The 26,759-nt window shown below is 28.3% G+C and carries 20 protein-coding genes; all 20 read left to right on the forward strand.

Annotated elements, in window-relative coordinates:
• Position 1 precedes the first annotated feature (1 nt).
• The gene (locus ASO20_RS01620) at positions 2–973 is read left to right on the forward strand and encodes a ribose-phosphate diphosphokinase (protein ID WP_085056495.1); all 972 of its coding nucleotides are present in this window, start codon (positions 2–4) and stop codon (positions 971–973) included.
• The gene (pth, locus tag ASO20_RS01625) at positions 964–1,518 is read left to right on the forward strand and encodes an aminoacyl-tRNA hydrolase (protein ID WP_085056231.1); all 555 of its coding nucleotides are present in this window, start codon (positions 964–966) and stop codon (positions 1,516–1,518) included. The genes ASO20_RS01620 and pth overlap by 10 nt, the downstream gene beginning before the upstream one ends.
• Positions 1,499–2,710 (forward strand): tRNA lysidine(34) synthetase TilS, encoded by a 1,212-nt coding sequence (gene tilS, locus ASO20_RS01630; RefSeq protein WP_085056232.1) that lies wholly within the window; start codon positions 1,499–1,501, stop codon positions 2,708–2,710. The genes pth and tilS overlap by 20 nt, the downstream gene beginning before the upstream one ends.
• 3 nt (positions 2,711–2,713) lie before the next feature.
• Entirely contained in the window at positions 2,714–3,223 is a 510-nt protein-coding gene (locus ASO20_RS01635; RefSeq protein WP_085056233.1) for a phosphoribosyltransferase, read from the forward strand.
• Positions 3,224–3,284: 61 nt separating this feature from the next.
• Positions 3,285–5,315: an ATP-dependent zinc metalloprotease FtsH gene (ftsH, locus tag ASO20_RS01640; RefSeq protein WP_085056234.1), complete on the forward strand. Its 2,031-nt coding sequence runs from the start codon at positions 3,285–3,287 to the stop codon at positions 5,313–5,315.
• 17 nt (positions 5,316–5,332) lie between these two features.
• Positions 5,333–6,244, forward strand: a complete 912-nt coding sequence (locus tag ASO20_RS01645) for an ABC transporter ATP-binding protein (protein ID WP_085056235.1) — start codon at positions 5,333–5,335, stop codon at positions 6,242–6,244.
• Positions 6,245–6,247: 3 nt separating this feature from the next.
• Positions 6,248–9,157 (forward strand): ABC transporter permease, encoded by a 2,910-nt coding sequence (locus tag ASO20_RS01650; protein ID WP_085056236.1) that lies wholly within the window; start codon positions 6,248–6,250, stop codon positions 9,155–9,157.
• Between the two features lie 7 nt (positions 9,158–9,164).
• Positions 9,165–10,532 (forward strand): ABC transporter permease, encoded by a 1,368-nt coding sequence (locus tag ASO20_RS01655; protein ID WP_085056237.1) that lies wholly within the window; start codon positions 9,165–9,167, stop codon positions 10,530–10,532.
• Between the two features lies 1 nt (position 10,533).
• Positions 10,534–12,978, forward strand: a complete 2,445-nt coding sequence (locus ASO20_RS01660) for an ABC transporter permease (protein ID WP_085056238.1) — start codon at positions 10,534–10,536, stop codon at positions 12,976–12,978.
• Positions 12,979–13,093: 115 nt separating this feature from the next.
• On the forward strand, positions 13,094–14,473 hold the full coding sequence (lysS, locus tag ASO20_RS01665) for a lysine--tRNA ligase (protein WP_335338222.1): 1,380 nt from the start codon (positions 13,094–13,096) through the stop codon (positions 14,471–14,473).
• Positions 14,474–14,491: 18 nt separating this feature from the next.
• Positions 14,492–17,542, forward strand: a complete 3,051-nt coding sequence (locus tag ASO20_RS01670; RefSeq protein WP_085056239.1) for an FtsX-like permease family protein — start codon at positions 14,492–14,494, stop codon at positions 17,540–17,542.
• 106 nt (positions 17,543–17,648) lie between these two features.
• Positions 17,649–20,180, forward strand: coding sequence for a vitamin B12-dependent ribonucleotide reductase (locus tag ASO20_RS01675; protein ID WP_198140213.1), 2,532 nt, complete (start codon positions 17,649–17,651; stop codon positions 20,178–20,180).
• Positions 20,181–20,187: 7 nt separating this feature from the next.
• Positions 20,188–20,859, forward strand: coding sequence for a 2-C-methyl-D-erythritol 4-phosphate cytidylyltransferase (locus ASO20_RS01680; RefSeq protein ID WP_085056240.1), 672 nt, complete (start codon positions 20,188–20,190; stop codon positions 20,857–20,859).
• Positions 20,852–21,823, forward strand: a complete 972-nt coding sequence (locus tag ASO20_RS01685) for a fructose-bisphosphatase class II (RefSeq protein WP_085056241.1) — start codon at positions 20,852–20,854, stop codon at positions 21,821–21,823. Before ASO20_RS01680 ends, ASO20_RS01685 begins: the two co-directional genes overlap by 8 nt.
• Positions 21,824–21,938: 115 nt before the next feature.
• A complete protein-coding gene (rpsF, locus tag ASO20_RS01690; protein ID WP_085056242.1) occupies positions 21,939–22,244 on the forward strand; it encodes a 30S ribosomal protein S6 in 306 nt (101 codons plus the stop codon).
• A 9-nt stretch (positions 22,245–22,253) separates the two neighbouring features.
• Positions 22,254–22,709: a single-stranded DNA-binding protein gene (locus ASO20_RS01695; RefSeq protein WP_085056243.1), complete on the forward strand. Its 456-nt coding sequence runs from the start codon at positions 22,254–22,256 to the stop codon at positions 22,707–22,709.
• A gap of 1 nt (position 22,710) precedes the next feature.
• Positions 22,711–22,956 carry a 30S ribosomal protein S18 gene (gene rpsR, locus ASO20_RS01700; protein WP_085056244.1) on the forward strand — a complete coding sequence of 82 codons (246 nt, stop codon included), beginning with the start codon at positions 22,711–22,713 and terminating at the stop codon, positions 22,954–22,956.
• Between the two features lie 39 nt (positions 22,957–22,995).
• Positions 22,996–25,011, forward strand: a complete 2,016-nt coding sequence (locus ASO20_RS01705; protein WP_085056245.1) for a DHH family phosphoesterase — start codon at positions 22,996–22,998, stop codon at positions 25,009–25,011.
• Entirely contained in the window at positions 24,989–25,447 is a 459-nt protein-coding gene (rplI, locus tag ASO20_RS01710; RefSeq protein ID WP_232297025.1) for a 50S ribosomal protein L9, read from the forward strand. The genes ASO20_RS01705 and rplI overlap by 23 nt, the downstream gene beginning before the upstream one ends.
• Complete coding sequence (dnaB, locus tag ASO20_RS01715) at positions 25,437–26,756, forward strand: replicative DNA helicase (protein ID WP_085056247.1); 1,320 nt, start codon at positions 25,437–25,439, stop codon at positions 26,754–26,756. The genes rplI and dnaB overlap by 11 nt, the downstream gene beginning before the upstream one ends.
• The last annotated feature ends 3 nt before the right edge of the window (positions 26,757–26,759 follow it).

Here is a 26,759-nt window from a genome sequence, read left to right on the forward strand (position 1 = left end):
TATGCAAAATAATCAACAAATCATTTTCGGTCTATCAAGATCTTTAGAATTAGCTAAGAAAGTTTCAAAACAGGCATCAATTTTATTAGGTGAAGTGGAAAAATTAGAATTTAAAGACGGGGAAATTCTTGTAAAACCCGTCAATACAGTTAGAGGTAAGGATGTTTTTATTATTCAAAGTACTTCTAAACCGGTTAATGATTCAATAATGGAATTGTTAATTTTTATAGATGCATGCACACGCGCTTCAGCTAGGAGTATAAGTTTAGTTATTCCTTATTTTGGTTATGCTAGACAAGATAGAAAAAGTAAAGTACATGAACCGATTACTTCAAAATTAATAGCTAAATTAATAAGTACATTGAAAGTCGAACGTGTAATTACATTTGATTTGCATTGTCCACAAATAGAGGGTTTTTTTGATGTTCCTGTTGATAATTTGAATGCATTACCAACTCTTTGCAATCATATTGTTAATAAGCAACTTAAAAACCTTGTGGTAGTTTCTCCAGATCAAGGTGGTGTTGTTAGAGCTAGAAAACTAGCAGAATCATTAGATACTTCATTGGCGATTATTGATAAAAGAAGACATATAGCTAATAAATCTGAGGTTATGAATATTCTTGGAGATGTGGAAAATAAAAATTGTCTTTTAATAGATGATATGATTGATACCGGAGGAACAATTATTAATGCCGCTAATGCTTTAAAAAGTAAAGGAGCTAATAAAATTTATGTAGCATGTACGCACGGTTTATTTAATGGAGATGCTGTAGAAAAATTTAATAATGCATCGTCTATTGACAATATAATTACAACAGACACAATAACTTTAGATAAAAAAATTACTAAATTAGAAGTTATCACGATATCAGATTTCTTGGCTGATGTAATTAAGGCTATTATTGAATCAAAACCAATTGGTAGTGTTTACAAAGAACATACAAAAGTTTTACCAACATCATGAAATTAATTGTAGGATTGGGTAATCCGGGAAAAGAATACGAAAAAACAAGACACAATGTTGGTTTTTTAGCTATTGATCATTACATAGAAACAAATAATCTTGGAAATTATTCAAAACATCAATTTGGTGAGTATATTAAATGTCAAGAAAAAGGTGCTATTTTTGCAAAACCAACAACTTATATGAATTTAAGTGGGACATTTGTTTGTTATTTAGCTGGTTATTTTAAAATTAATGTAAGTGATATATTCGTGATTTATGACGATATTTCATTTGAAATAGGTAAATTTAAATTAAAGCAAAACGGAACATCTGGCGGGCACAACGGAATAGATGACATTATTAAAAATTTTAAAACAACAGAAATTAAAAGACTAAAAATAGGTATTTATTCACCTCACCAATCATCAATGAAACATTTTGTTCTTTCAAAATTTAGGAATGACGAGTTAGAGAAATTACAAAAATTATTTGAAACAACAGATAGGATAATAGAAAGTTTTTTAGCAAAAGATTTTACAAAAATACAAAATGAATTTAACTCAAAGTAATTATAACAATTTAGAAGATGTTTATTTAGTCGGGATCAGTGGTGGTCCAGATAGTGTATATTTACTACATTACTTATTAAACAAAGGATACAAAAAACTAATTCTAGTCCATATTAACTACAATAAACGTCCAACAAGTAATCGGGACGAAGAAATTGTTAATCAATTAGCTAATAAGTTCTTTCTTCCTTTTGAAACACTTAATGTTACTGAAGAATTGCAAGGTAATTTTCAAAATTGAGCAAGAAAAATAAGATTATCATTTTTTAAAAAAAATATTAATAAATATAAGGCAAAGGGTGTTTTTTTAGGACACAATTTAAATGATCAAGTGGAAACATTTTTAATTAAAAAACATCAACGTAAAACCTTAAATTTTTCTGGAATAAAGAATATTCAATTAGTTAACGATATTTATTTATTTAGACCTATTCTAGAAATTTCTAGACAGCAAATTATCGAATTTTTAGACAGCAATAAAATTAATTATGGAATTGATGAAACTAATGATTCTGAAATTTATTTAAGAAATAGCATTAGAAAAAATATTAAAAATTATGAGCATCACGAAATTTTACAAAAAATTAAAGAAAATAAGATAAAAGAAGAACAAATCGTTAATCTAATTAAAAAAAATTCTAGTAATTTATTTTATATAACTAATTTTCTTTCCCTAAATAAGGAAGAAAAATTTTTTTTCTTCAAAATATGAACTAATTATTCATTATCATTAAAAAATATTGAAAACATAACTTGTTTTCTTGCAAAGAAAACAAATCCTAATGGCATTTTTGAATTAAAACAAATTAAAATTACAAAACAATATGATCAATTTTTTTTACAAGAATTAGAGCAAAAAAACATTAGCAAATATGAAGTTATTATTGAAAATAAAAACTTTTCTTTTCAAAATGAATATTTATCTATTAGTTCTTCATTTAAAATTGATCACAAATACTGAGAATTTTGCGGAAATTTTCCATTAAAAATCAGAAATTACGAATCTCTAGATAAAATTAATGAAAAAAAAATTAGTAAATTATTTATTAAGAACAAAATTCCTCTAAACTACAGGAAAAAATGACCAGTTATCGTTGATTTGAACGAACAAGTAATTTCGGTTATTGGTATTAAAAACATTAATTCAAATGAATGTTTAAAAAAATTATCTATATATTATAAAATAATATAGATTATGAAAAAATTAATAACAAAAGAACAATTGCACGCAAGAAATATCGAGATAGCGAAAGAAATTAGTAATATTTATGGTGATGAAGAATTAACTTGCATTGTTCTTTTGAGGGGGGCTTTCTTCTTTGGTTCAGATTTATGTAAATTATTAAATAACATTAAAATTGATTTCTTAATTTCAACATCGTATGAAGGTCAAAAAAGTAAAACGAATCTTGGATATAATTTGATTTCAGATATTAGAGAAGATATTGTAGGTAAAAATGTGCTAATTATCGAAGATATTATTGATTCTGGTGATAGCATGATTGATACAATTAATATAATTAGATTAAAAAAACCAAAATCAATTACAGTGGTTTCTTGTTTAAAAAGAAAAAAAATGATTAAGTTCATTCCGTCAGATCATTTTATTTATGGTTTTGAAGTAGGAGAAGGATTTCTTGTGGGTTATGGACTTGATCATAATCAAAAACAGCGTGAATTAGAAGATATTTATACAATTGAATAAAATTTGTAATGGAAAAGTTAATAAATTATAATAATTTTATCTTTTGCGAAAGTGAGAATTAATGGATAAAAATAAGAAACCTCAAAATAATACTGAAAAAAATAACAATATAAGAAAAATCATTATATGATGTACAGCTTTAGCAATAATAGGTGTTATTGTTTACTTCTTATTTTTCTATTCTCCTTATGGCGAAATAAGCATATACGACTTAATTAACCATTTAGGTAATGGTTGAAAAATTAGTAAAGGAACACTATATTTTGATTCGGCCGTGTATACAGGTTATTTTGATTTAATTGATCCTAGTGGTAAACATCATCTTGTAGAAGTTTCCTTTTTAAATGCGGCTTTTCCTGGTGGCACTGAAACATTTTTAGATAAACTTTTAAATCTAGATGGAGGACATGTCATTCAAATTCATAAGAATGAAGGTCCAAGTTTTTGAGAGTCACTTTTAAGTAGTTTAATTCCGGTTTTATTAATCGGAGCTTTAATGTTTTTCCTATTCAAAAATATTGCTAAATCAGGAAAAATGGACATGGGTTTTGATAGCAAATCAAAAGCTAAAATTTCAACATCTAATTTAACATTTAATGATGTTGCTGGTTATAAAGAAGAGAAGGAAGAACTACAAGAAATTGTGTCATTTTTAACATCTCCTGAGAAATTTAATGCGATGGGTGTTAGATTACCGCGCGGAGTATTGTTGGTAGGTCCCGCTGGAACTGGAAAAACATTATTAGCTAAAGCTGTTGCTGGTGAAGCGAATGTACCTTTCTTTTCGGTATCAGGATCAGATTTTGTAGAAATGTTTGTAGGTTTAGGAGCTTCAAGAGTAAGAGATTTATTTAAAACGGCTCGTAAAATGTCTCCTTGTATAATTTTCTTTGATGAAATTGATGCTGTTGGTCGAAGTAGAGGAATTGGTATCGGTGGCGGAAACGATGAAAGAGAACAAACTTTAAACCAAATTCTTGTTGAATTGGACGGATTTAATACTTCTAGTGGAATAGTTGTTATGGCTGCAACAAATCGCGCAGAAGTTTTAGATCCCGCATTATTAAGACCAGGTCGTTTTGATAGAAAGGTAAATTTTCATCTACCTAACTTACAAGAACGTATGCAAATTTTAAAAATTCATGCAAAAAATAAAAATTTTGATGTCACTGTAGATTTTGAATTAATAGGAAGAAAGACGGCTGGTTTTAGTGGTGCTGAATTAGAAAATTTAATCAATGAAGCTGCCATTTTAGCTGTTCGTTTCGGTAAAACGATAGTAACTAATGATGAAATTAACGAATCATTCGATAGAATTATTGCAGGTTTATCTAAAGTTTCGAAAGTTTACACAAAACATGAAAAAGAATTAATTGCTTATCATGAAGCAGGGCATGCATTAATTGGTTTAAAAATGGAAACAGGTGATAAAGTTACTAAAGTTTCGATAGTTCCTAGAGGAAACGCTGGAGGATATACTTTATCAACTCCAGAAGAAGATAATTCTTTAATGCCTAAAAAACAATTAGTTTCAAAAATAATTACTTTCCTTGGAGGAAGGGCATCAGAAGAATTAATTTTCGGTAAAGATAACATAACAACCGGAGCTGTTAATGATTTTGAGGTTTCATCAGACATAATTCGTAGAATGGTAACTGTATTTGGAATGAGTGAATTAGGCATGGTAAACTACGCAATTGTTACATCAAATAATTCCTCAGGTTATGCCATCCCAAGAGAAGTAACAATCTCGGATAAAAAATTAAATCAAATAGATGAAATTGTAGAAAAAACAATGATTGAATGTTACGATCAATCTAAAAAAATATTAAAAAAATATCGTAAGGAATTAGATTTAATAGCACAAGGATTGCTAAAATATGAAACTTTGGATGAAGAAGATTTGAAACAAATACTTGAAACTCATACAATTCCTGAAAAAAATGTTGAAGATTTAGCACACAATAAGTTAAGAAAAGTAAATTTAAATAAGATAGAAGATATAAAGAAAGTAAAAAAAGTTTATACTAACAATCCAGCGGTTAGTGTAAAAAGTTTAGAAAAAGACACTGATACTGATAAAAAAGATTAGTTCAAAAAGGGGAACACATGTCTAAAACAGAAGTAACACAAGAAGAAAAAAAAGAGATATCTAAGCAAAAACGCGAAGATAAAATAAAATTTAAGGAAGCAAAAAAAATTCAGAAGCAACTTTTAAAACAGGCGGCTATGACAAGAAAGAAATATTCTACACGCATTATTCGTGGAGATGTTATTGCAACAACTGGTATCAAACCAGATCTAGAGCAACACATTATTGAAGTTTCACAAGTCCGTAAATCATACACACAAGGAGCTAATAGTTTTCAAGTTTTGAAAAATATTGATTTGAAAATAAAGCGTGGTGATTTTGTCGTTATTTTAGGGCCTTCAGGTTCAGGAAAAACAACGTTACTTAATGTAATTAGTGGACTAGATACTATTGACAGTGGTGATATTTTAGTTGATGGTTATAACATTGCATTATTGAAAGATAAGCATTTAACTGAGTTTAGAAGAAACAAAATAGGTTTTGTTTTCCAACAATACAATTTACTTCCTCATTTAACTGCAAAAGAAAATGCTGAAGTTGGAGCTAACCTAAATAGAAACAAGAAAAGTGAATTAAAAATAGATAAAATTTTTAAAATGATTTGATTAGAAGATCATATGCATAAATTTCCTTATCAATTATCTGGTGGTCAACAACAGCGTGTAAGTATCGCTAGAGCTTTGGCAAAAGAACCTTCAATATTGTTTTGTGATGAACCAACCGGAGCACTAGATGAAGCCACAGGAAGAATTGTCCTTGAAGTTTTAGTTAATATTAATAAAAAAAATAAAACAACTATTATTCTTGTTACGCATAATCCAAATATTGCTGAAATTGCTAATTCAGTTATTACCATTGTGAATGGTGGAATCCAGTCTTATAAAACAATTAAGGATCCAAAATCTCCAAAAGAAATTAATTGAGCGTAGTAGATGATTCTATTAATTAAAAATGGGTTTGTTGAAATAAGAAAATACTTTTTCCAATTTTTATGTTGTATATTATTAATTTTTTCAGGAATCACTATTTTTACAACACTAAATTTATCAGGTAAAGCAATTTCAGATAGTTTTTATTATTATTCAAAAGCAACAAAGCTTTATAATTTTAATACTCCAGATAACAATACAAGTTCATTTGACTGAAATCCAAGTGATCCTGTAATTAAACAACAATGTAAAAACTATGTTGATTTTTCAAATCAACAAAATAGTTATGAATGCGAATTAAATCTAATAAATTATTATTCTAGCTCATCACAATTTGACTATGATTGAGACATTGCTCAAAAAGTTTCTACACAAATATTCTTAAATAATCAAGTTCAGCAAATTACAGTTGAACCATTAGAAAATAATATGAATTATATGATTCCTTATTTTCAAAATGCTAATTATATGGAGTCTAATTATTTACAAGATGGAAATTGTATTGTAAATCCAGATTGAGCAAAATTAAATAATTATCATATTGGTGATATGATTAATCCATTTAATTTACAGCCTTTAAAAATCACAGGATTTGGAGTATTGCCTTATTATGTAAACGAACAAGTTTCACCATTTTTTAACAACGGAGCTATGGCATACATTGTTACAAATCCTTTTACTTTTCAAAATATTGCAAAAACTTATCAAGTTAATTCAAAAAGTATAGATTTTCGATTTAATACAGATTTTCATACAGTTGATCAAGTCAATGCTAAGGTTAGTGACTTAGATAACTTATTGCAATCAAAACTAGTTATAAAAAACCCAAAATTTCATTTTTTTAATTTTGCTTATAAATCAGGACTTGATTTTGATAATACAAATAGAAGAATTTCAATAATTTCAACATCATTATTTTTGAACGCCCAAATTGCTAACATTTTCTTGGTTATATTGTTAAGTAATGCCGGAATAATTACATTTATAGTTGTTAGAAGAAGAATTTCAGATTCACAAAAACAAATCGGTTTATTAAAATCACTTGGTTACACTAATCTTGAAATTGCTGCTTGGTTTTTACCTTTTTCCTTTGTTGCTTGTTTGATAGGATCTGTATTAGGATCGCTAACGGGATTTTTATTGCAATCATTTATTAACGAACTCTACCACATGTATTATCCGTTAAATATATTTGATTACTCATGACAAACTTTCTTTTTTTCTTTAGTCATTCCAATTATTTTAATTTCGGGAACAAATTTATTTTTCTCTGTTCGCTTAATATCAAAAAACACAGCATCCTTAATGAGGGGAGCAACATCGGATAAAGTTACTTTCATATTTAGTTTATTGCGTGTATGAACGTCTAATTTATCATTTAAATTTCGTTTCACTTTTGCTTTGTTTTTAAAATCTATTGGCAAAATGACAATTGTGGCTGTAAGTACACTAATTTCAGGATTTCTAGCACTATTTAGTGTGTCAGCATCATCAACTGTGGAGGTATTATCAAGAAATGCCTTAGCCACATCACATTATAATTACATGTATAAATTTAATGAAAATTATTTACTAAATAATAACTATAAAATGTTTCAAGAAAAATGTATTAACGGAGAGCAACGAATTCCTGAATGTTTATGGGCCAAAGGGCAGGCAGGTAATCCTGATCAATACATAAGTCCTTTAGATTCAACCTCTCTTTTTAAAGCTATTGAAGATAGTATTAACAAAGGTTCTTTTGATTTGGTAGCATTATCTGGAAAATATTATTTATTAACAGATGATAATAAAAATTATTTGAAAGTAACTATAATTCCTTTCATAACGAACATTATCAACACCACTTCTAACCAACAATTAAGAACAGAATTGGGTGTTTTGTTGATTTACCTAAGTGAAGTTATTAATTCATCAAAACCATATGTAACTTTTGGTTATTTAGTGCAAGGTCAAAATGACGTTAGCGGTTTGAATTTTCAGGATAAGATTGATCCCAATCAACAAAACAATTTGCAAACAACATCGATTATTTCATGATATGGGGATTATAAAAATTTATCTAAATTTATGACATATTATACTAATTCTTTTCAGCAAGCATTAGAACAAAAAATAAGTAATTACACTCCGATTGCTGTTTCGACATTTTTAGCCCAACAAGATTCCTTAAAAGTTGGATCAACAATGGAGTTGGGTAATACAAAATGTGAAATTGTTGATATTTATGATAATAGAGTAATGAGTGAAATAACCATGTCACCAACAAATATGTACAAATATTTGTTAGATGAGCAAAAAATTTCAATAGTTACATATAATAAATTAATTTCAGAATCACTATCGGAACAAGAGCATTTTAGTAACATGTTATTATCTAATGAAACAATGCAAGAATACCCTTTTAATTATCTTCCGATAAATGTTTCTAAGGTTTCTAATTCAACTTTTTTATCTTGATATTTTAATTTAAATCAATTAAAGGAATTTATATCAGGGCAAATTAATAAATTAAATATCATGATTACTTTATTAATAATTGCTAGCGCAATAATTTCATTAATTATCATATTAGTTATTGCAAATGTAATTATCAATGAAAATAAAATAATCATATCTATTATGAAAGTTCTTGGTTATCGAACAAATCAAATTAATAGAATGTTTCTTGGAATGTATTTACCTGTAATGTTAGCTGCATTCTTGTTATCAATAGGTTTTGTTAATGTTTTACTAAATTATTTAACAAACACTATTTCTTCTAACGCTAATGTTTTAGTGGATTTCTCATTAAACATCTTTGATATTTTGATTTCATTATCAATTATAATTATTTTGTATGCATTATCAGTTTTATCGGGGTATCGCTTAATCAAAAAAATTGGATTTTTAAAAGCAATTCAAGCCGAGTAGGAAAATTATGAACAAAATTCTTAAAAATATGTATAAAGGGATCTTTTCACACAAAACACAGTTAATAGCTTTAATTGTTTTAGTTTGTATAGGTGTCAGTTTTGCAATTGGCGTAAGTTCATCGATTCAAGTTATTAGTAAAAAATACGATGAAATGGTTAAAGAATCAACACCACATCAATTTATTATGGATATTTCTAATCTTTCTGATGTCAGTGATGAAAATGATAAAAATCATCAAATTCACGACGAAAGTCATTTATTAAAAAATATCGAAACTTATTTGAATCCTTTTTTTACAAGTAGTAATGTACAAGAACAATATACAGTTAAAGATATTCACGAATTATATACTGGATCGGTATCTGGAGATAAGGGTGCAAATTCAGTATTTAAAGTTGAACCATATCAAGCGACCGGTGTAGATAAAACTATTATTGTTAAAACGATGATTGATCCGAGTAAAATGCAAGCTGATGAAATTTACATTTCACCATTTTATGCTCAAGCAAGACATATCAATTTAGGAGATTCAATAACGGTAGGGCAAGATAAACCTTATAAAGTTGTTGGTTATGCAGTTAGTTATGATTTTTTATTTATGCAAGTTGATAAATTAAATCAAATTCCTGATGGTCAAAACGAGGCAATGGTTTATTGTAGTCCTAATGCCTTTTATTACAATCCAACAGATTTAGCTGATGGAAGTCGATTTGCAACAACATCTAATCAAGACCGCGAAATTTATATTATGGGAGCAACGAATCAAAAAAATTTCGATTTTCGAAATTTTTTACAAAATAAAATAAAAAACCCAGCATTCAACAACTCAACCGGAATTTTAAATGTAACTGGAAGTGGTTTTAATTATTCCTTCAATATATATAACGGGAATGACCCAAAATTTTTATTTAATAACCGCTCAAATACTTTTGGTAATATAATTGATGACACAAAGAGTATTATGATCGTTTTGATGATTATTTTAACGATAGTTACATGATTCATCATTACCATCATTAGCAAGAAGCGTCTAGATCAAGATAGTCAACATATTGGTATTTTCATTGCCAATGGTTATCGAAAACTAGAAATTATTTTAAGTTATGTAGGTTATTCGTTTATTAGCACGATTGTTTCATCAGTTTTGGCTATTTTTGTCTCAATTGGAGTTTATTATTTTATTACTCAATTATTTTTAAGTTTATTTAATTTACCAATTTTTGGGACACCATGAGATTTCGGAGAAATTGCAATATATTCTGTTATTTCCGCGATAATAGCTATCATAATTACTTGTTCAATAACATTCTTATTCTTGTGATTTAAATTAAGAAATGTGACGACTATTGAATTAGTGAAAAGGGAGGTTTAAAGTGAAAAAAGAACCTAATTTCTTTAAAAATATTTTAGAGAATAATAAATTTTATCGTCGCCATTTACGTAATAAAACTCTAAAAAAAGAATTATCAGAACAAGAATGACAAGAAAAAAAATATCGCGATTATCAATACATTCGCAATTTACGTAGTATGCAATGATCAATTGCTACTAGATACATTTCTCGTATTGCAACTGTTGCAATAATTATGTTTACTTCATCAACTTTAATTTTGATTTCTATTTTATTACCTAATGCCTTAGGTGTTTTTAAATCAGGAGCTATTAATGGATTCGGAAATTACCAATCCTATAGTGAATATCACGATACAGCTATTAATATTCCGGTTACAAAAGGTAATTCAGAACAAAGTTTTGATCAACAAGTTGATACAACAGATCCATATTTATCACCAGTTGGAGGACCTTTTTCACCATTCAATGGCGAAAAAGGAGTAGATAATCGTTATAGTGTTTTTGATGAAAATGATGATTACCAAACAAGTTATGCACCAAATTACACAAGTTCACCTTTAAACCTATCATTATTTAGTTATTTAGGTGGGTTTGTAATTAGTACAAAATGGGTTCAAAACTTAGACAATAGTGGAATTAGTGCTCCGGCTTTCAAGAATACAATTTGTAGTGCTTTGGGTATAGATCCAAACGGACCAGGAATAAAAACAGGAGTAGATTGTATTACCCAAGTAATTAGGCAAAATGCTCCAGCATATATTAACCAAAAATTATTTGGAACTGGTGCTCAACCGAACATTTATTTGACAGCTGCAGATATAGAATATAGTTATTTAACAGACACACTATACACTCACATAAATGGTAATATCGAAGATAAAAATATTAAGTCAGAAATATGAGGTTTAAATCCCAATAGTAGTTTTAATTTAACAGACGGACAAACAGATTTATTTAGTAAATTAAATAGTTCTTTATTGCAATATGCTGGGAAAAATGTTTTCCCGTGTTTTGTCAATAAAACACTAGAGAACGATTTGAAGGTTAATAATGCCATTGATAGTAATGGGGATTTTATGTATCAATCAAACTATCAAGTCGGATTTTATCAGGACCCAACAGATCCAAATAAATGGTTGGCGATTAATCCAAATAATTACTATTGATCATTGAATAATGGGTTATCAGTTTTTTTTGATCCGCTAAATAGTCCAGGAAGTTCAACAGATGCCTTTCTAAATGCTGAATCAACATTTGATCCGTCGCAAGCACGTCCAACTCAAGACAAAGTCGTGGATGTTAATAATAGTGTTGATGCTTTGGTTGCTAAAGGGAAATTTAAAATAGAAACAATTCCTTACACAGTTAAAATGCATAGTATTGGTGTTGCAAATGATTTTGGTGATGCAAGAATTTTTACAACACACTCATTAGCTAACGAAATCGCTGGATATTATGCACCAACAACAAATGATCATTTTATTTACAATTTACAAGCAAAATCACCTTTCGATTTAACATCATCAACGATTAGTGAATTATCTAAACCCACTTACTATAACTCTAATTCACCGATTGCTCAAGCTTTAACGCCGGTTAGTTTAGATGACATTGAAAATTATTTATCAAAAACGCCTAATGCTCATTTAGCTTCAGATGGTCACCCTTATCAAGATAAAATTTGAGCTCCTTTACTGCAAGGAGATATTAAAAACGATAAATATAGTTTATCTGGTGGATACACATTGTATTCATTTAAGGACGATCAAAGTGATATTTATTTTAACGGCCGACTATCAACGCAATTAGAAAATGCTGATTTATCGATATTTTCAATTTGAACACCATACGGAAATTATGATCGTTTTGGAATGTCAGACACTTCTGATAAAAATTGAGACCCGACTCAATTTGCAAATGGATATAAATGTAGTGGACCCGCCGACCCTACATGTATAGGTTCTGCAAATCAATCTTCAATATCGGTACAAAATGCTTATTCAAAGAAAGAAGTTGTAGATGCTATCGATAAAATTGTTCAACTAATTACAATTGTTTTATATGGAACGCTATTATTCTTTTTGGTTGTATCGTTAATAATTATTCTAGTTTCAACAAACATTGTTATTGATGATAACAAAAAAAATATTTCTGCTTTTAAAATTATGGGTTACCGTAATTCTGAAGTAATAAAAATTATCACTCAACCGTATTTTATGACAGTTATTTTGGCATTCCTTCTAGCAATTCCTGTTGTTATTGGTATTTTCAGCGTTTTATTAGACGTTATCGGTTCGGTTACTGGTTTAAATTTAGCTCAATCGGGTATTTCAATATGAGAGTTTGCTCAATGATGACATTTCGCAATCGGTCTAGTAATAATTGTTTTTATTTATACCTTAAATATATTTCTAAATAGAAAAGCATTAGATAGAATTAAACCAATTGATGTTTTAAAAGGATAGACATGGAATACAATAGAAAATTTTCTGAACAGGAACAAATTCGTCGTGACAAAAAGAAAAATTAAAAAATTTAGGATTTGAAAATTATTCATCAAAAAAAGAAACTAATACTTCAATTGAAGAATTATTTATTAGATATAATGAATTATCAAAAGAGGAACTTGAAAACAAAAATAATTACACCTATCAAGTAATGGGTCGCGTAATGGCTAAACGTGATCAGGGAAAAACAATTTTCTTTAATATTAAAGAAGTTCTAAAATCAATTCAATGTTATGCTAGACAAGATGCCTTAACTGAAAATGAATTTGCAGGGCTAGGTTTAATGGATATAGGGGATATTGTTTATGTTACTGGAACGATTATGAAAACCAAACTTGGTGAATTAACCTTAAAAATTAAATCTTGAGAAAATGTCACAAAAAGTTTGAAGGTTTTACCTGAAAAATATCATGGTTTGAATGATATAGAAGAAAAATATCGTCACCGTTATGTAGATTTAATTACAAGTGATGAAACAAAACAAGTTTTTATTGATAGAACTAAAATTATTAAATCAATTAGAAATTTTTTGGATGATCAAAATATTTTAGAGGTTGACACTCCAATGCTTCATGCAATTCTTGGTGGAGCAGCAGCTGAACCGTTTGTTACACATCACAACCAATTAGACAGAGATTTTTATTTACGTGTTGCCCCAGAATTATTTTTAAAAAGACTAATTGTTGGTGGTTATAGAGGTGTTTATGAGATGGGAAAAAATTTCCGTAATGAAGGCATTTCTATAAAACATAATCCCGAATTTACTGCCATTGAAATTTATATCGCAAATCAAGACCTTCGAGATATGATGAAGTTGACTGAAGATTTAATTAAGCATGCTGCATCAAAAATTATGACTAGTATGAAAATAAATTATGATGGCAACGACATCGATTTAAATGAATTTAGTAGAATTTCGATGATAGATAGCATCAAAAAAGAAACTAATATCAACTTTTTAGCGAAAAATTATTCAATAGATGATTTGCTAAAGATATGTAAAGAACATAACATACATGTTGAAAATCATCAAAAAACCTTTGGACATGTAGTTAATTTATTTTTTGAACATTTTGTAGAGAAAACACTTATAAATCCGACATTTATTTATGATTATCCAATTGAAATATCGCCATTTGCTCAAAAATTGAAAGAAGATGAACGTTTTACGGATAGATTTGAATTATTTATTGGGGGAAGAGAATACGCTAATGCTTTTACGGAATTAAATGACCCAGATGATCAAATGGAACGCTTGGAAAACCAATTAAAAGAGAAAGAGAAAGGAAATAAGGAAGCGAATGAAATAGATATAGATTTCATTGAGGCTTTGGAATACGGAATGCCGCCTACAGGGGGGTTAGGCATCGGAATTGATCGTCTAATTATGTTGCTAACAAATAGAAGAAATATTCGCGACGTAATTTTATTTCCAACATTAAAAACAAAATAATGGTAGAAAATCAAAAAAATGTTTTATTTATTTAAAAATAATTTTAAAAGTATTTCTAAGAATAAGATTAGTTTCATATCGATTCTTTTTATTTCTTTATTAAATTCCTTATTGTTTGTTGTTTTTGCTTTTTCATTAGATAATTATGAAACATCTTTTGCAAAATACGAAAATCAAACTTATTTGCATTACTATTCGCTAGATAAAAACAAAGTATCTTTAAAAGATGGTTCACCGATTACTAATGATAATTTTAATAATTGATTTAACAAACCTTTCGGAAGTAAAGGTTTAGAGTGAACTGAAAATTACGAAATTACTTCAATTACAAATTTTAGAGGAGTTTTGAGTTATTTTTCTTTTTTAAATTTTAATGGAACAAATGATCATCCTTTTACATTTAATAATGCCAAGGTAGATTTACCTGATATTACAAAAATGAATAATCAATTTAATATAAACGATGAGAATCCAGACATTAATTCCGAAATAAAAACCGGATTACCTGTCTTAGCTAGTCAACCATGGGCAGAAAATTGAAATATTCACATCGGTGATAGTGTGAGTATTTTTGGATTGACATTACTAATTACAGGATTTGCCAAACCTGCCAATTTAGTTTCTCCAGTTATTGGAGATAACATTTCAACAAAAGGTACTAATTCTGGATTCTTTATTATTAATTTTGGAGCGGAAAGGACTATAACAGATTTAAATGATGTTGAAAATCGAGTAAATAATTTTAATAGTCATGTATCAACAAACACTTCAACGCTGAAATCTACATTTGTAATGAGGGATAATTCGCAAATTTTTTCAAATAATTTTGTTACCCAACAATTATATTCAAAATACAAAACATCTTTTGATGACGATTTTAAATGAATAGAACAACGAGACCAAGATTCAAAAATAAATATTCTTCAGAATTCTTGAGTGGATGATTTTAGAATTAGTCGTTTTCTTAAAACAATGGAATCAATAGTTTTTTTTCGAAATTTTTTTGGGATATCGTTGACACTTATCGTTTCTCTAATTACAGCCATTACTCTTAAAAGATTAATTCATAATTCTAAAACTGAAATAGGTATTTTAAAATCTCTAGGTTATTCGCCAGCAAGTATTGCTATTAGTTATTCGACATTATTAGGATTTATTGGAATTTTAGCAGGTTTGTTTGGAGCGCTTACTGGATTTTTATTACAAGCAATTGTTACCTCCTTGTCATCAGACGTTTTCTTAATAACAATACCTTTATCCGCATTTTTTGTGGTACCATGACTGATTGGTTTATTTTTCCCGGTAGTGTTATTGGTTTGTTTAGGTTTTATTTTTAATATGCAGTACACGACTAAAAAAATATTAGTTCTTACGCGACCAATTGTTATGACTAATTTATATTTTTTATCATCATTAAATGGATTATTAGATAGACTTCCTTTTTGAACAAAATTTTCAACAAACACTGCTTTAAAATCAATGTCAAAATTAGCAACTTTGCTTTTAGGAATTATGTTCTCAACAACATTACTATTTACAGCTTTTTCTATGAATGGTTTGATTTCGAGAAATTTGCAGGAAAGTTTGAAACCTTTGAATTACAATTTTGAAATTACTTATAACCGTCAACAAATTATAGATAACAAAAATATTTTAATAAATAGTCCAGATCCAGAAGTTAACTTAAATGGAAGCTATTATGGCAAAACCACAACCGACGTTTTAACACCAAAAAATGGTTCTTATTCTCTAGTTCCTGAACAGGACGGAGCAAGTAGAAACATTAATGAAGAATGAACTAAAAATCTTCAAAAATTAAGTACACCAGATATTGAAAAATTATTTACATTTATGATGAATAACGGGATGGGCGGTTATTATTTTACAGTCCAAGAAATTAATCAGCAGGCTGGAGGAATTGATAAAAGTACACTACCAGATGTTGCTAGAGTTTTAAGTAATATTGCTAGCATTTTACCTTCAGGAAATATTAAAACATTTGTAAATAGTTTAATAAATAGTGTAAACGAATTAGAAGCAAATTTTAGCGGATTACCGACCACGAATAAAAATTTTTATATTAATTCTGGTTTTTCTTTATATGATTCTGAACACGATTATCGTTATGCAGATTCATCTACAATTATTAAAGTTCCGACTGGTGAGAATGTTGATTTCGATGTTAAGGGCATGAATGATTTATATAATAACTTACCGATTTCTAATTTTGTAAATACTATTAACTATACAGAAATAAACAATTTACAACAAGATCAAAATTTACCTGGAGTAATGGTGAATCAAAATGCTAGTGATAATTATGGAATTAAAATCGGGGATATTATAAATATAAACGGACAAAACTGTTTAGTTCAGAAAATTTTTTCCGGTTATTTTAAGAACATTATTATTACCTCGGATAAAAACTTTTCAACTATTTTTTTTCCACATCAAACTATTCTAGATGATAAATTAAATAATGCTGTAATTTATAATAAATATTTTAATAATAATTTAAGTATTAGTGATTACCTATCGACACGTTTTTCTTTTGTTTTACAAACATCACCAGATAATCCAAATGTATTTAGCGCTTCAACCAATTTTTCATCATTTTATTCAGTAAAAGATGTTTTAGATGCTGTTAATTTAATTGTTTCAACGGTTCAAATTTTTATCGCTATTACCGTTTTTGTTTTTATTGCTATTGCTATAATCATTATTATGTCGGTTATCGTGTTAATTGTTTATGAAAATTCATTATTTATGTCAATTATGAAAGTTCTAGGATATTCATCAGGTCAAATTAATAAGTTGTTTATGTCTATATATATGCCGTCCATTTTTATTGGACTTGGGCTTGGTGTTCCTCTTTCAGTTTTTGCTGTAAATTATTTATCAAATCAATTGACAACAGTGTTAACAATCGGGATTAGCCCGCATACTGATATTTGAGACCTATTAGCATCTATTAGTGTTGTTGTACTGATCGTATTAATTGCTGCATTATTTAGTAAATCTCTTATTAATAAAATTGAAATGAATCAAGCTTTAAAATCTTTAAATTAAAAATATATGCACATTAGTTGCTCTAATTGGGTTTAGATAATTAAAAATTTTTTTATAAAAAATATTGTTAAATATTATGTATCATAATATTTACCAAGGGGGGAAAATGTTTTTAGAAGAAACAAAAACCGAAAAATTATTAGTGCCTAAATGTGATGAAGGGATGAAAAAAATGTACTCAAAATCATACATAAAATCATTAAATGACGACATAGAGAGATGTTTTGGATGGGTTTATCCTATTGAAGACCATTATAAAATTACTAATCAAGGAATTTCTAGATTGGTTATGCTGGATAGGTATAGTCAAAAAGATAAAAATCAGGAAACCTTAAAAAAAGGCGATTTAGTTGTTGTTATTTTAAGAGAGGATCCGCTATTTCCATCTCGTGGAATTGGTAATATCATCGAACTAAATAATAGTAATGTAAAAGTGAAAGTAGAAGAACAATATTTATCAAATTTATCGCAAGATGAACAGGCAAATGATGGTATTATTGTTAGAAATTGTGGCCAAATAGAAAAACCTCTTGAAATTTTTTGAGAGCAAATTGCTAAGAGAGTAGCTCATAATTTATCTGAACAAGAATTGACAGATGGATCAAAAAAACGTTACGAAATGGAATTTTTTAATGAAATTAGTAATTATCGTTTTATACCTGCAGGTAGAGTTCTATATGGTGCAGGGAGTGATAGTAAAGTAACTTATTTTAACTGTTTCGTTTTGCCGTTTATTAAAGACTCTCGTTCTGGTATTTCAGACCACAGAAAAATGGCAATGGAAATTATGTCAAGAGGTGGTGGTGTTGGAACTAACGGAAGTACTTTAAGACCGAAACACGCTGTTGCTAAAGCTGTGGGAGGTAGATCATCAGGAGCAGTTTCTTGATTAAACGACATTTCGAATTTAACACACTTAGTTGAACAAGGTGGAAGTCGTCGTGGAGCTCAAATGATTATGCTTTCTGATTGACACCCCGATATTATCGAATTCATCATTTCTAAAATGCAACGCCCCGATGTTATTTTGTGATTAAAAGAAAATTCAAATGATCCATTAATTAGAGAAGAAGCTGCTAAGAAAATAAAATTTATTCCGATATCAAATAGTGATAGAGAAATGTATGAAAGTATTTTAAGAAATAAAAAAGATTTTAAACCAAATATCGTTCAACATGCCACTGATTCTTTAAGAGCTGGCGGAAAATGAGAAGTATTGAATCCAGAATTTTTAACTGGTGCAAATATTTCAATCACTTTATCAGATGAATTCATGAATGCTGTTGAAAATGATAGTACATGAGATTTACGTTTTCCTGATTTAGAAAATTTTTCACCTGAAGAAAAACAGATTTATGAAAATGAATGATCATCATGTGGAGATATCAGTGAATGAGAAAACAAAGGATATAAAACTAAGATTTATCGTCGTATGAAAGCTAAAGATTTATACCACTTAGTTACTTTTTGTGCCACATATTCAGCTGAGCCAGGAGTGTTCTTTATTGATGTTGCAAATAAGATGACAAACGCAAAAGCATACGGGCAAAAAGTTGTTGCCACAAATCCTTGCGGGGAACAACCATTAGCTCCGTTTTCAGTTTGTAACTTAGGAGCTTTGAATTTAGCTAAGTTTGTGGATAAAAATTCTGGAAAAATTTTATATGAAGAATTAAAATCTTCAGTAGCTATTGCTGTTAGAATGTTGGATAACGTTATCGATTCAACTCCTTATTTTTTAGAGGAAAATCGTGAACAAGCTTATAAAGAAAGACGTATTGGACTAGGAATTATGGGTTTACATGATTTACTAATTTGAAACAAAAAAGCATATGGTTCTGAAGAAGGAAATGTTGTTGTCGAAAAAGTTATGGAAACTATATGTGTTACCGCTTATAAAACAAGTATCGAAATAGCAAAACAAAAAGGTTCATTCCCTTATTTAACAAACCGTGAAGCATTTATTGAAACAGGTTTTATGAAAAAAATGCCAGAGGATGTAAGACGCGATATTTTAGATTATGGAATTAGAAATTCACATTTATTAACGATTGCCCCAACCGGAAGTACAGGAACTTTAGTTGGAGGATCAACAGGTTTAGAACCATATTTTGCTTTCAAATATTTTAGATCAGGTCGTTTAGGAAAAGATATGGAAATAGAATCTGATATCGTAAAAGAATGAAAATCAGTTAATAAGTATGACCAAGAAGAATTACCAAATTATTTTATTTCTGCTATGGAATTAACGCCTGAACAACATACACAAGTTCAAGTAATTATTCAAAGATGAGTAGATTCTTCTATTTCAAAAACGGTTAATGCACCAGCAGGTTACTCAGTTGAAAATGTAGAAAAAATTTACACTATGCTTTATAAAAATGGTGCTAAAGGTGGAACTGTTTATGTAAATGGTTCAAGAACGGCACAAGTATTATCTCTTGAAAAAGAAGCAAAAGAAGAACCGTCTCAAGATTTAATTAACATGAAGGAAAAATTACGTGGAGATCGACAAGATCGTGAAATCGGAAACGAAGTCGACAATATTTGTCCACTATGTAATGAAGGTATTGTAAAAGAAATAGGTGGTTGCAATACTTGCACTAACTGTGGTGCTCAATTGAAATGTGGTTTATAATTAAATAATGAATAACGTTACTTTTATTGTTTTATGTTCTGGAAATTCTAAACGTTTTGGTAGTCAGAATAAGATTTTTTCCAACATCAACGGTAAAAAAGTTATTGAAATTTTGTTAGAAAGAATTATTGAATTTTCTTTTGCCGAAATTATTATTTCTATTAAAAAAATAGATTTACCAAAATTAGGAGAAATTTTAAATCAAGATAAATTTATTAACTGCAATTTTAAAATTTCGTATGGCGGAAGAACTCGCCAAATTAGCTCTGAGAATGCTGTTGCGAAGGCTAATTTTCCGTTTGTGATGATTCATGATGGTGCACGACCCTTTTTACAAAAAAAAGTAATTCAAGAAATTTTAAATTACATTCCTAAATATGATGCTATTATTCCAGTTTTAAAATTAAATGATACCCTTAAAATGGTAAATAAAGAATTTGTGCAAAAAACATTAGATCGAAAAAAATTTGTTTTAGTTCAAACTCCTCAATGCTTTAAAAAAAGCTTAATTCAAACTGCTTTTTTGTCAGCAAATAAAGCTGGTGACTTTGATAATTATGATGATTCAGTATTAATAGAAAAATATACAAAAAAAAGAGTTAAGACAATAGATGGGTCTTATTTAACTGAAAAAATTACGGTCCCATTGGATATTGAAAGGATTAGTAGATATGAATAAGGATTTTCAATTCATTCGTATAACGGAATTAGCTGCCATTTCATCGTATCCAATTATCGGAAGTCATAATAAAAATTTAATAGATGAATATGCCGTAAAAAAGATGCGAAAATTATTGAATGATACGGATGCTAAAATATATGTCAAAGTAGGTGAAGGTACCTTAGATGAGGCTCCTATGCTATATGTTGATGAAGTGCTAGGTAAAAAGAATAGTAAGTATAAATTTGATATAGTTGTTGATCCGATTGAAGGAACATCTAATGCTGCTAAAAATTCGGGTCCTAGTGGGTGCGTTATCGCTATTTCGAGATGAAATAAAATTAAAGCTTTACCTGATATGTATATGGAGAAATTCTTTTGTAAGCAAATGTTTGCAAAATCTATTTCACTTAAAAAAACTTTAGAACAAAATGTTATTGGAATGCAGAAAATAAAACAAAATTTGAAATGTTTAATCCTAAACAAACCACGTCACAAATTTGCGATAGAAATTTTAAAGAAAATGAATGTAGATGTAAAAACAATTGATGATGGTGATATTTTAGCTGCAATTTTGGTTGTTTCTAAGGACTACGATTTTATTTATGGTATTGGTGGAGCTCCCGAGGGTTCAGCAATGGCGGCTTTAGCCATTTCTACATTTTGTCATTTTGAAGGAAGATTATATCCTTATGAAAAAATATGAGGAAAAGATGAACACAGCGCTAGAGAAAGCATCATTATGAATGAAAAAAAACTGAATTATAAAAAAATTTATAAGTCAGATGATTTAATTAAAGATAAAAAAGTTCGTTTTATTACCACATTTTTAACCGATTTAGAACACCTTAAAGGAATTAAAAAAATTAATGATAATTACGAAGTTAATACTTTTTTTGCTTCACACGGAGTGTATCGTAAAATCGATAGTTTTTATAACACAGAAACAATTAAACAATTAAAGCCAAACTTATTTAATTAAATTCTTCTAAAGAATATACCCATTGATAAAACTAACATTTATATATATAATTGTTTATGTCAAATTTGTCATCTCTTATCACTTAGTGATCAGATGTCCAGAAGGGAGAATAAATATGGAAAAATATGAATTAATGTTTATAGTTAGTTCTAACGTGACTGAAGAAGGTTTACATGAAGTTGAACAAAAAGTTTCTTCTTACTTTAATGAAGTCATCAATTTAGACAAATGAGGAATGAAAGACTTTGAATATCCAATTAAAAAAGAGTTAAGAGGATATTATTATATTCTTGTTGGAAAGATTGATAACAAGAACAATAAAGAATTAAAGCACTACTTTCAATTTTCAAAAGAAGTACTAAGACATTTATTAATTAATGTTAATAAAGAAATTAATCATCCACTAAAAGAAGCGAAATAAGGAGGATTAATGTTTAATAAAGTAATTTTAATTGGAAGAGTTACTAAAAAACCTATTGCTACTGATTCAAGTGCTGGTAAAATTGCGAGATTTTATTTAGCAACAGATCGTGGAATAGGTAGTCAAAAGAAAACAGATTTTATTCCGTGCGTAGCTTTTGCTAAGACAGCGGAAACCGCCATTAATTATTTAGATAAAGGAACTTTAATTGCAATTGAAGGTAGATTGAATGTTTCTAATTATGTAAAAGATGGTGTAAATCAAACACAAACAACTGTTTTAATAACAACTTTTCAATTTTTAGAAAAAAAATCCACTTCACAGAAATCAAACTCAACCCAAATTGATCCAATGATTTCTGAAATGAAAGAATCTTTTGAAACAAGTTATAGTTCAAATGACGATTTTTCGTTTGATGAAGAAATTAAAACAGAAAGTAAAGACATAATAGACTGGGAGTTATAGAATGTTAAAGAGAAAATCAAAAAAAAATAGTGGGAAAATCATTAAAAAGAGAGATTCTTACTTAAAAAAGAATAATATTACATTTATCGATTACAAAGATGTAGATCTATTAAAAAAATTTATCGCAAGTAACGGAAAAATTTTACCAAGTAAAATTACAAGCGTTACAGCTAAACAACAAAGACTATTAGCTAATGCTATTAAAAGAGCAAGATTAATGAGTCTTTTATCGTATAACAAAAGATAATTATTCTAATTTATAAATCATAAATTATATACTTAAATTGTGAATACAATTTTAAACGTCTGAAAAAAAATAACACTACTATCAATTCTATTTATCATAATAGAAGCATCATCGATAGTAGTTTTTATTGCAATTGGTGAAATTCAAGATATTCTATTATCTTCAATAATTTTTGGGATTAACTTGATCTTTTTTACACTATTTTTGTGAATAAATTATTACTTAACTAGAACAAAACTAATTTCTTCTCAACAAGTTATTAATTATGTTGATAAGGTAGGTTACGATATTGCTGGCTTGGGTATTTGTATTTATGATTTAAACAAGAATATTTCGTGAATTAATTCCTTTATTGAGGAAAGAGAATCGACAAATATTATTGGAAAAAATATTGCTGAATGAATTCCTGAAATTTACAAATTGTTAGCAAATCCTGAATACAAACTTCAAATCAAGAAAAATTCTAGGTTTTATGAAATTAGAGTTCTAAAAGATAATAATATTATCTTTTTGAAAGATGTTACAGAGTATAAAAATTCTATTGATTTGTACAATAAAGAACAATTAGTTTTTGGAATTGTTTATATCGATAATTTAAAAAATATTATTTCCTCAAAAGGATCAAAATTTGAATATGAAGTTATTTCTACTATTTCTCAAATTTTGAATTCATGAGCTTCAAAACACAATATTTTTATTTATTCGACAGATATTGATAGATATATTTTCCTTTCAAAACGAGATATTTTAGAAGATGTAATGGCAAACGAAAAATTTAGTTTTATTCAAGAAATGACAAGCATTCATTGAGCAAACAAAGAGGGAGTTTCAATTAATATAGGTGTGGGTTATGGAAATAATGATCCAAACTTGCTTTATGAAATTGCTCTTGATAATCTAAAAAGAGCTCAATCTCGAGGTGGAGATCAAGCTATTATTAGAAATTATGGTGAAGTGGACCGAATAATTTTTGGTGGCAAAAATACATTAAAAGAAAAAAACATAAGAAATGAAATTAAGTTTTTTGCTCTAAAGGTAAGAGAAAAAATTCGTGAAGCAGATTCAGTTTTAGTAACTGGTCACCAATGAGGCGATTATGATTGTATTGGTGCAGGTTTAGGGATGTATGAATTGTGTCGTGCCTTAGGTAAAAAAACTAAAATTGCTATTAATTTTAATTATCTTGATAAAAATGCTCATGATAATATAGATAAACTTATCCCTTCTCATGATTTAAAAAGTATTTACATTTCCCCTAAAAATGTAGACAAATTTGTTGATGAAAAAACACTAGTAATCGTTGTAGACACTCATATTAAATATCGTACAGAAGTTCCAAATATTTTTGATGAATCTCGTAATGTAATCGTTATTGATCACCACATCTTAAATGAAAAAGGAAATATCGAAACCGAGGATAAATATATTGAACCTAAGGCTTCTAGTTCGAGTGAAATTATTACTTTTATTTTGAATGAGTTGATACCTAATACTAAAATAACACAATACATTCTAGATTTAATGTTAACTGGAATGGTTCTTGACACAAATTATTTTCATAACAGAACTTCTCAAAAAACCTTTGAAGCGGCAGCCATTTTAAAAAGTTGAGGAGCAGATGCAAAAGTTGCTGAAAATTTATTAAAAGATCCTTTCGAAATAGTTGCTTTAAAACAACAAATTATTAAAAATACGACTGAAATCATGCCTGGTTTCTTATTGGCTATGGGGAATAAGGAATATAAAATACCAAGAAGTATTATTGCTCAAATAGCTCAAGAATTAACTGAAATTAAAGGAATTAAGGCGGCTTTCGTTATAGCAAATGATCAAAATGGTGTTTCTAGCATGAGTGCCAGAAGCAATGGTTTTGTTAATGTCCAATTAATTGCTGAGAAAATGAATGGTGGTGGTCATTTTAATGCGGCCGCTACTCAAAACGAATCATTAACAAATGAACAAATGAGTAATCAATTAATAAATGTCTTAAAAGAGAACGCAAAAAGTATTATCCTTAAAAGTGCAGGAGATGATGATGAAAGTTATTTTGATTAAAGATGTTTTAAAAGTAGGGAAGAAAAATTCCATAGTAGAGGTTAGTGAAGGTTATGCTAATAATTTTCTATTTGCTAAAGGGTTAGCTATTGCTTATAATGATGCAAATAAGATTAAATTGGAAAAAGAATTAGATCTTAAAAAACAAAAAGACAATGAAGAAATTCAACTATTGAAAAAAAATTCTGATTATTTATCTACAAAACAATTCATTTTTTATTTACAATCAAACAATAAAAAAGCTATAGGTGGGATAAATACTGGAACAATTGCAAAAAAAATTCGTGATGAACATAATGTTGAAATTCCGAAGAATGCATTTCCAAATAATTTTAAAACTATCCATGCTTTTGGTGAGTTTCAAATAGATTTGAATCTTGGGAAAGGTATTAAATCAACAATTAAAGTGTTGGTAAAAGAGAAGAATGATAGATAAAAATGCCATACTAGCTATTGAAGAATCGATCATAGGATCGATATTAGATGATGATGATAATAGATTATTAGCTATCAGAAAAATCTCACATAGCGATTTTTTCAATTCAGAAACGAGACAATTATTTAAATTGATTGTTGATTTGAGCGCAAAAAAATCAACAATCAATTTGGACACTATTCTTTTAGAGCTTCAAAAGCAAAATATTTTTGAAACAATTGGTGGTCAAAGAAAAATTAATCATATTATTTCTAAATCAACAGCTTTTGCTACTTTAGAAAATCACCTTGACACCTTGAAGGAAGCATCATTAATCAAAAAAATTGGTAAAGAAACAGAACAAATTAATTCTCTTATTAACCAAAACAAAAGTGTTGAAGAAATTCTTTATCACATTGAGAAAAATATTATTAATTATTCATCTGAACAAAGTCAACGAGAAAATGAAAAAATGATCGGTGAAATTGCTCAGGAAGTTTATAAAAAAATAGAAAAAATGTCTTTAACTGATGAAACAATGAATGGAATTTCATCGGGTTTAAAAAGTTTAGATAAGGTTACAAATGGTTTTCAAAAAGGAGACTTAGTAATTTTAGCTGCTAGACCAAGTATGGGTAAAACATCGTTAGCTTTAAAATTTTTATTTGAGGCAACAAATAAATTAAGACCTGATGAATATTGCGTTTTCTTTTCGTTGGAAATGAACAATGAACAGATCGTCCAAAGAATAATGTCAATGGCATCAAACGTTCCTAGCGAAAAAATTCGAAATTATAAGTCATTATCTGATACTGACAAACTAAATTTACAAACCATTGCTGATAAATTTAGTCGTTTAAGAATGATTATTAACGATTCTCCAAATATTCACATCAACGATATTCAATCCTCATTGAGAAAAATAAGTATTTCTAAAAAAATATCATTAGTTGTAATTGATTATCTACAATTAATTTCATCCACAAATAATTCTTTAAGTACACAAGAAAAAATGTCCGAAATATCTAGAAAAGTTAAGCAAATTGCTCGTCAATTTGATGTTCCTGTTATTGCCTTGTCTCAATTATCAAGAACACCTGAAAAGCGCGAAGATAAACGACCAATTATGAGTGACTTACGTGATAGTGGTGCTATTGAACAAGATGCTGATATTGTAATGTTTTTGTACAGAGATGATTATTACAATAAAAAGGGTGATGCGAATATGATGTCACCAACTGAATTAATCATTAAAAAACATAGAAATGGTCCAACAGGAACAGTTAATATTGCATATTGACCATCAACAACTTTATTTACCGATAATTAAATA

This window comes from Mycoplasma sp. (ex Biomphalaria glabrata) (assembly GCF_001484045.1).
Classification (GTDB): Bacteria; Bacillota_I; Bacilli_A; order Mycoplasmatales.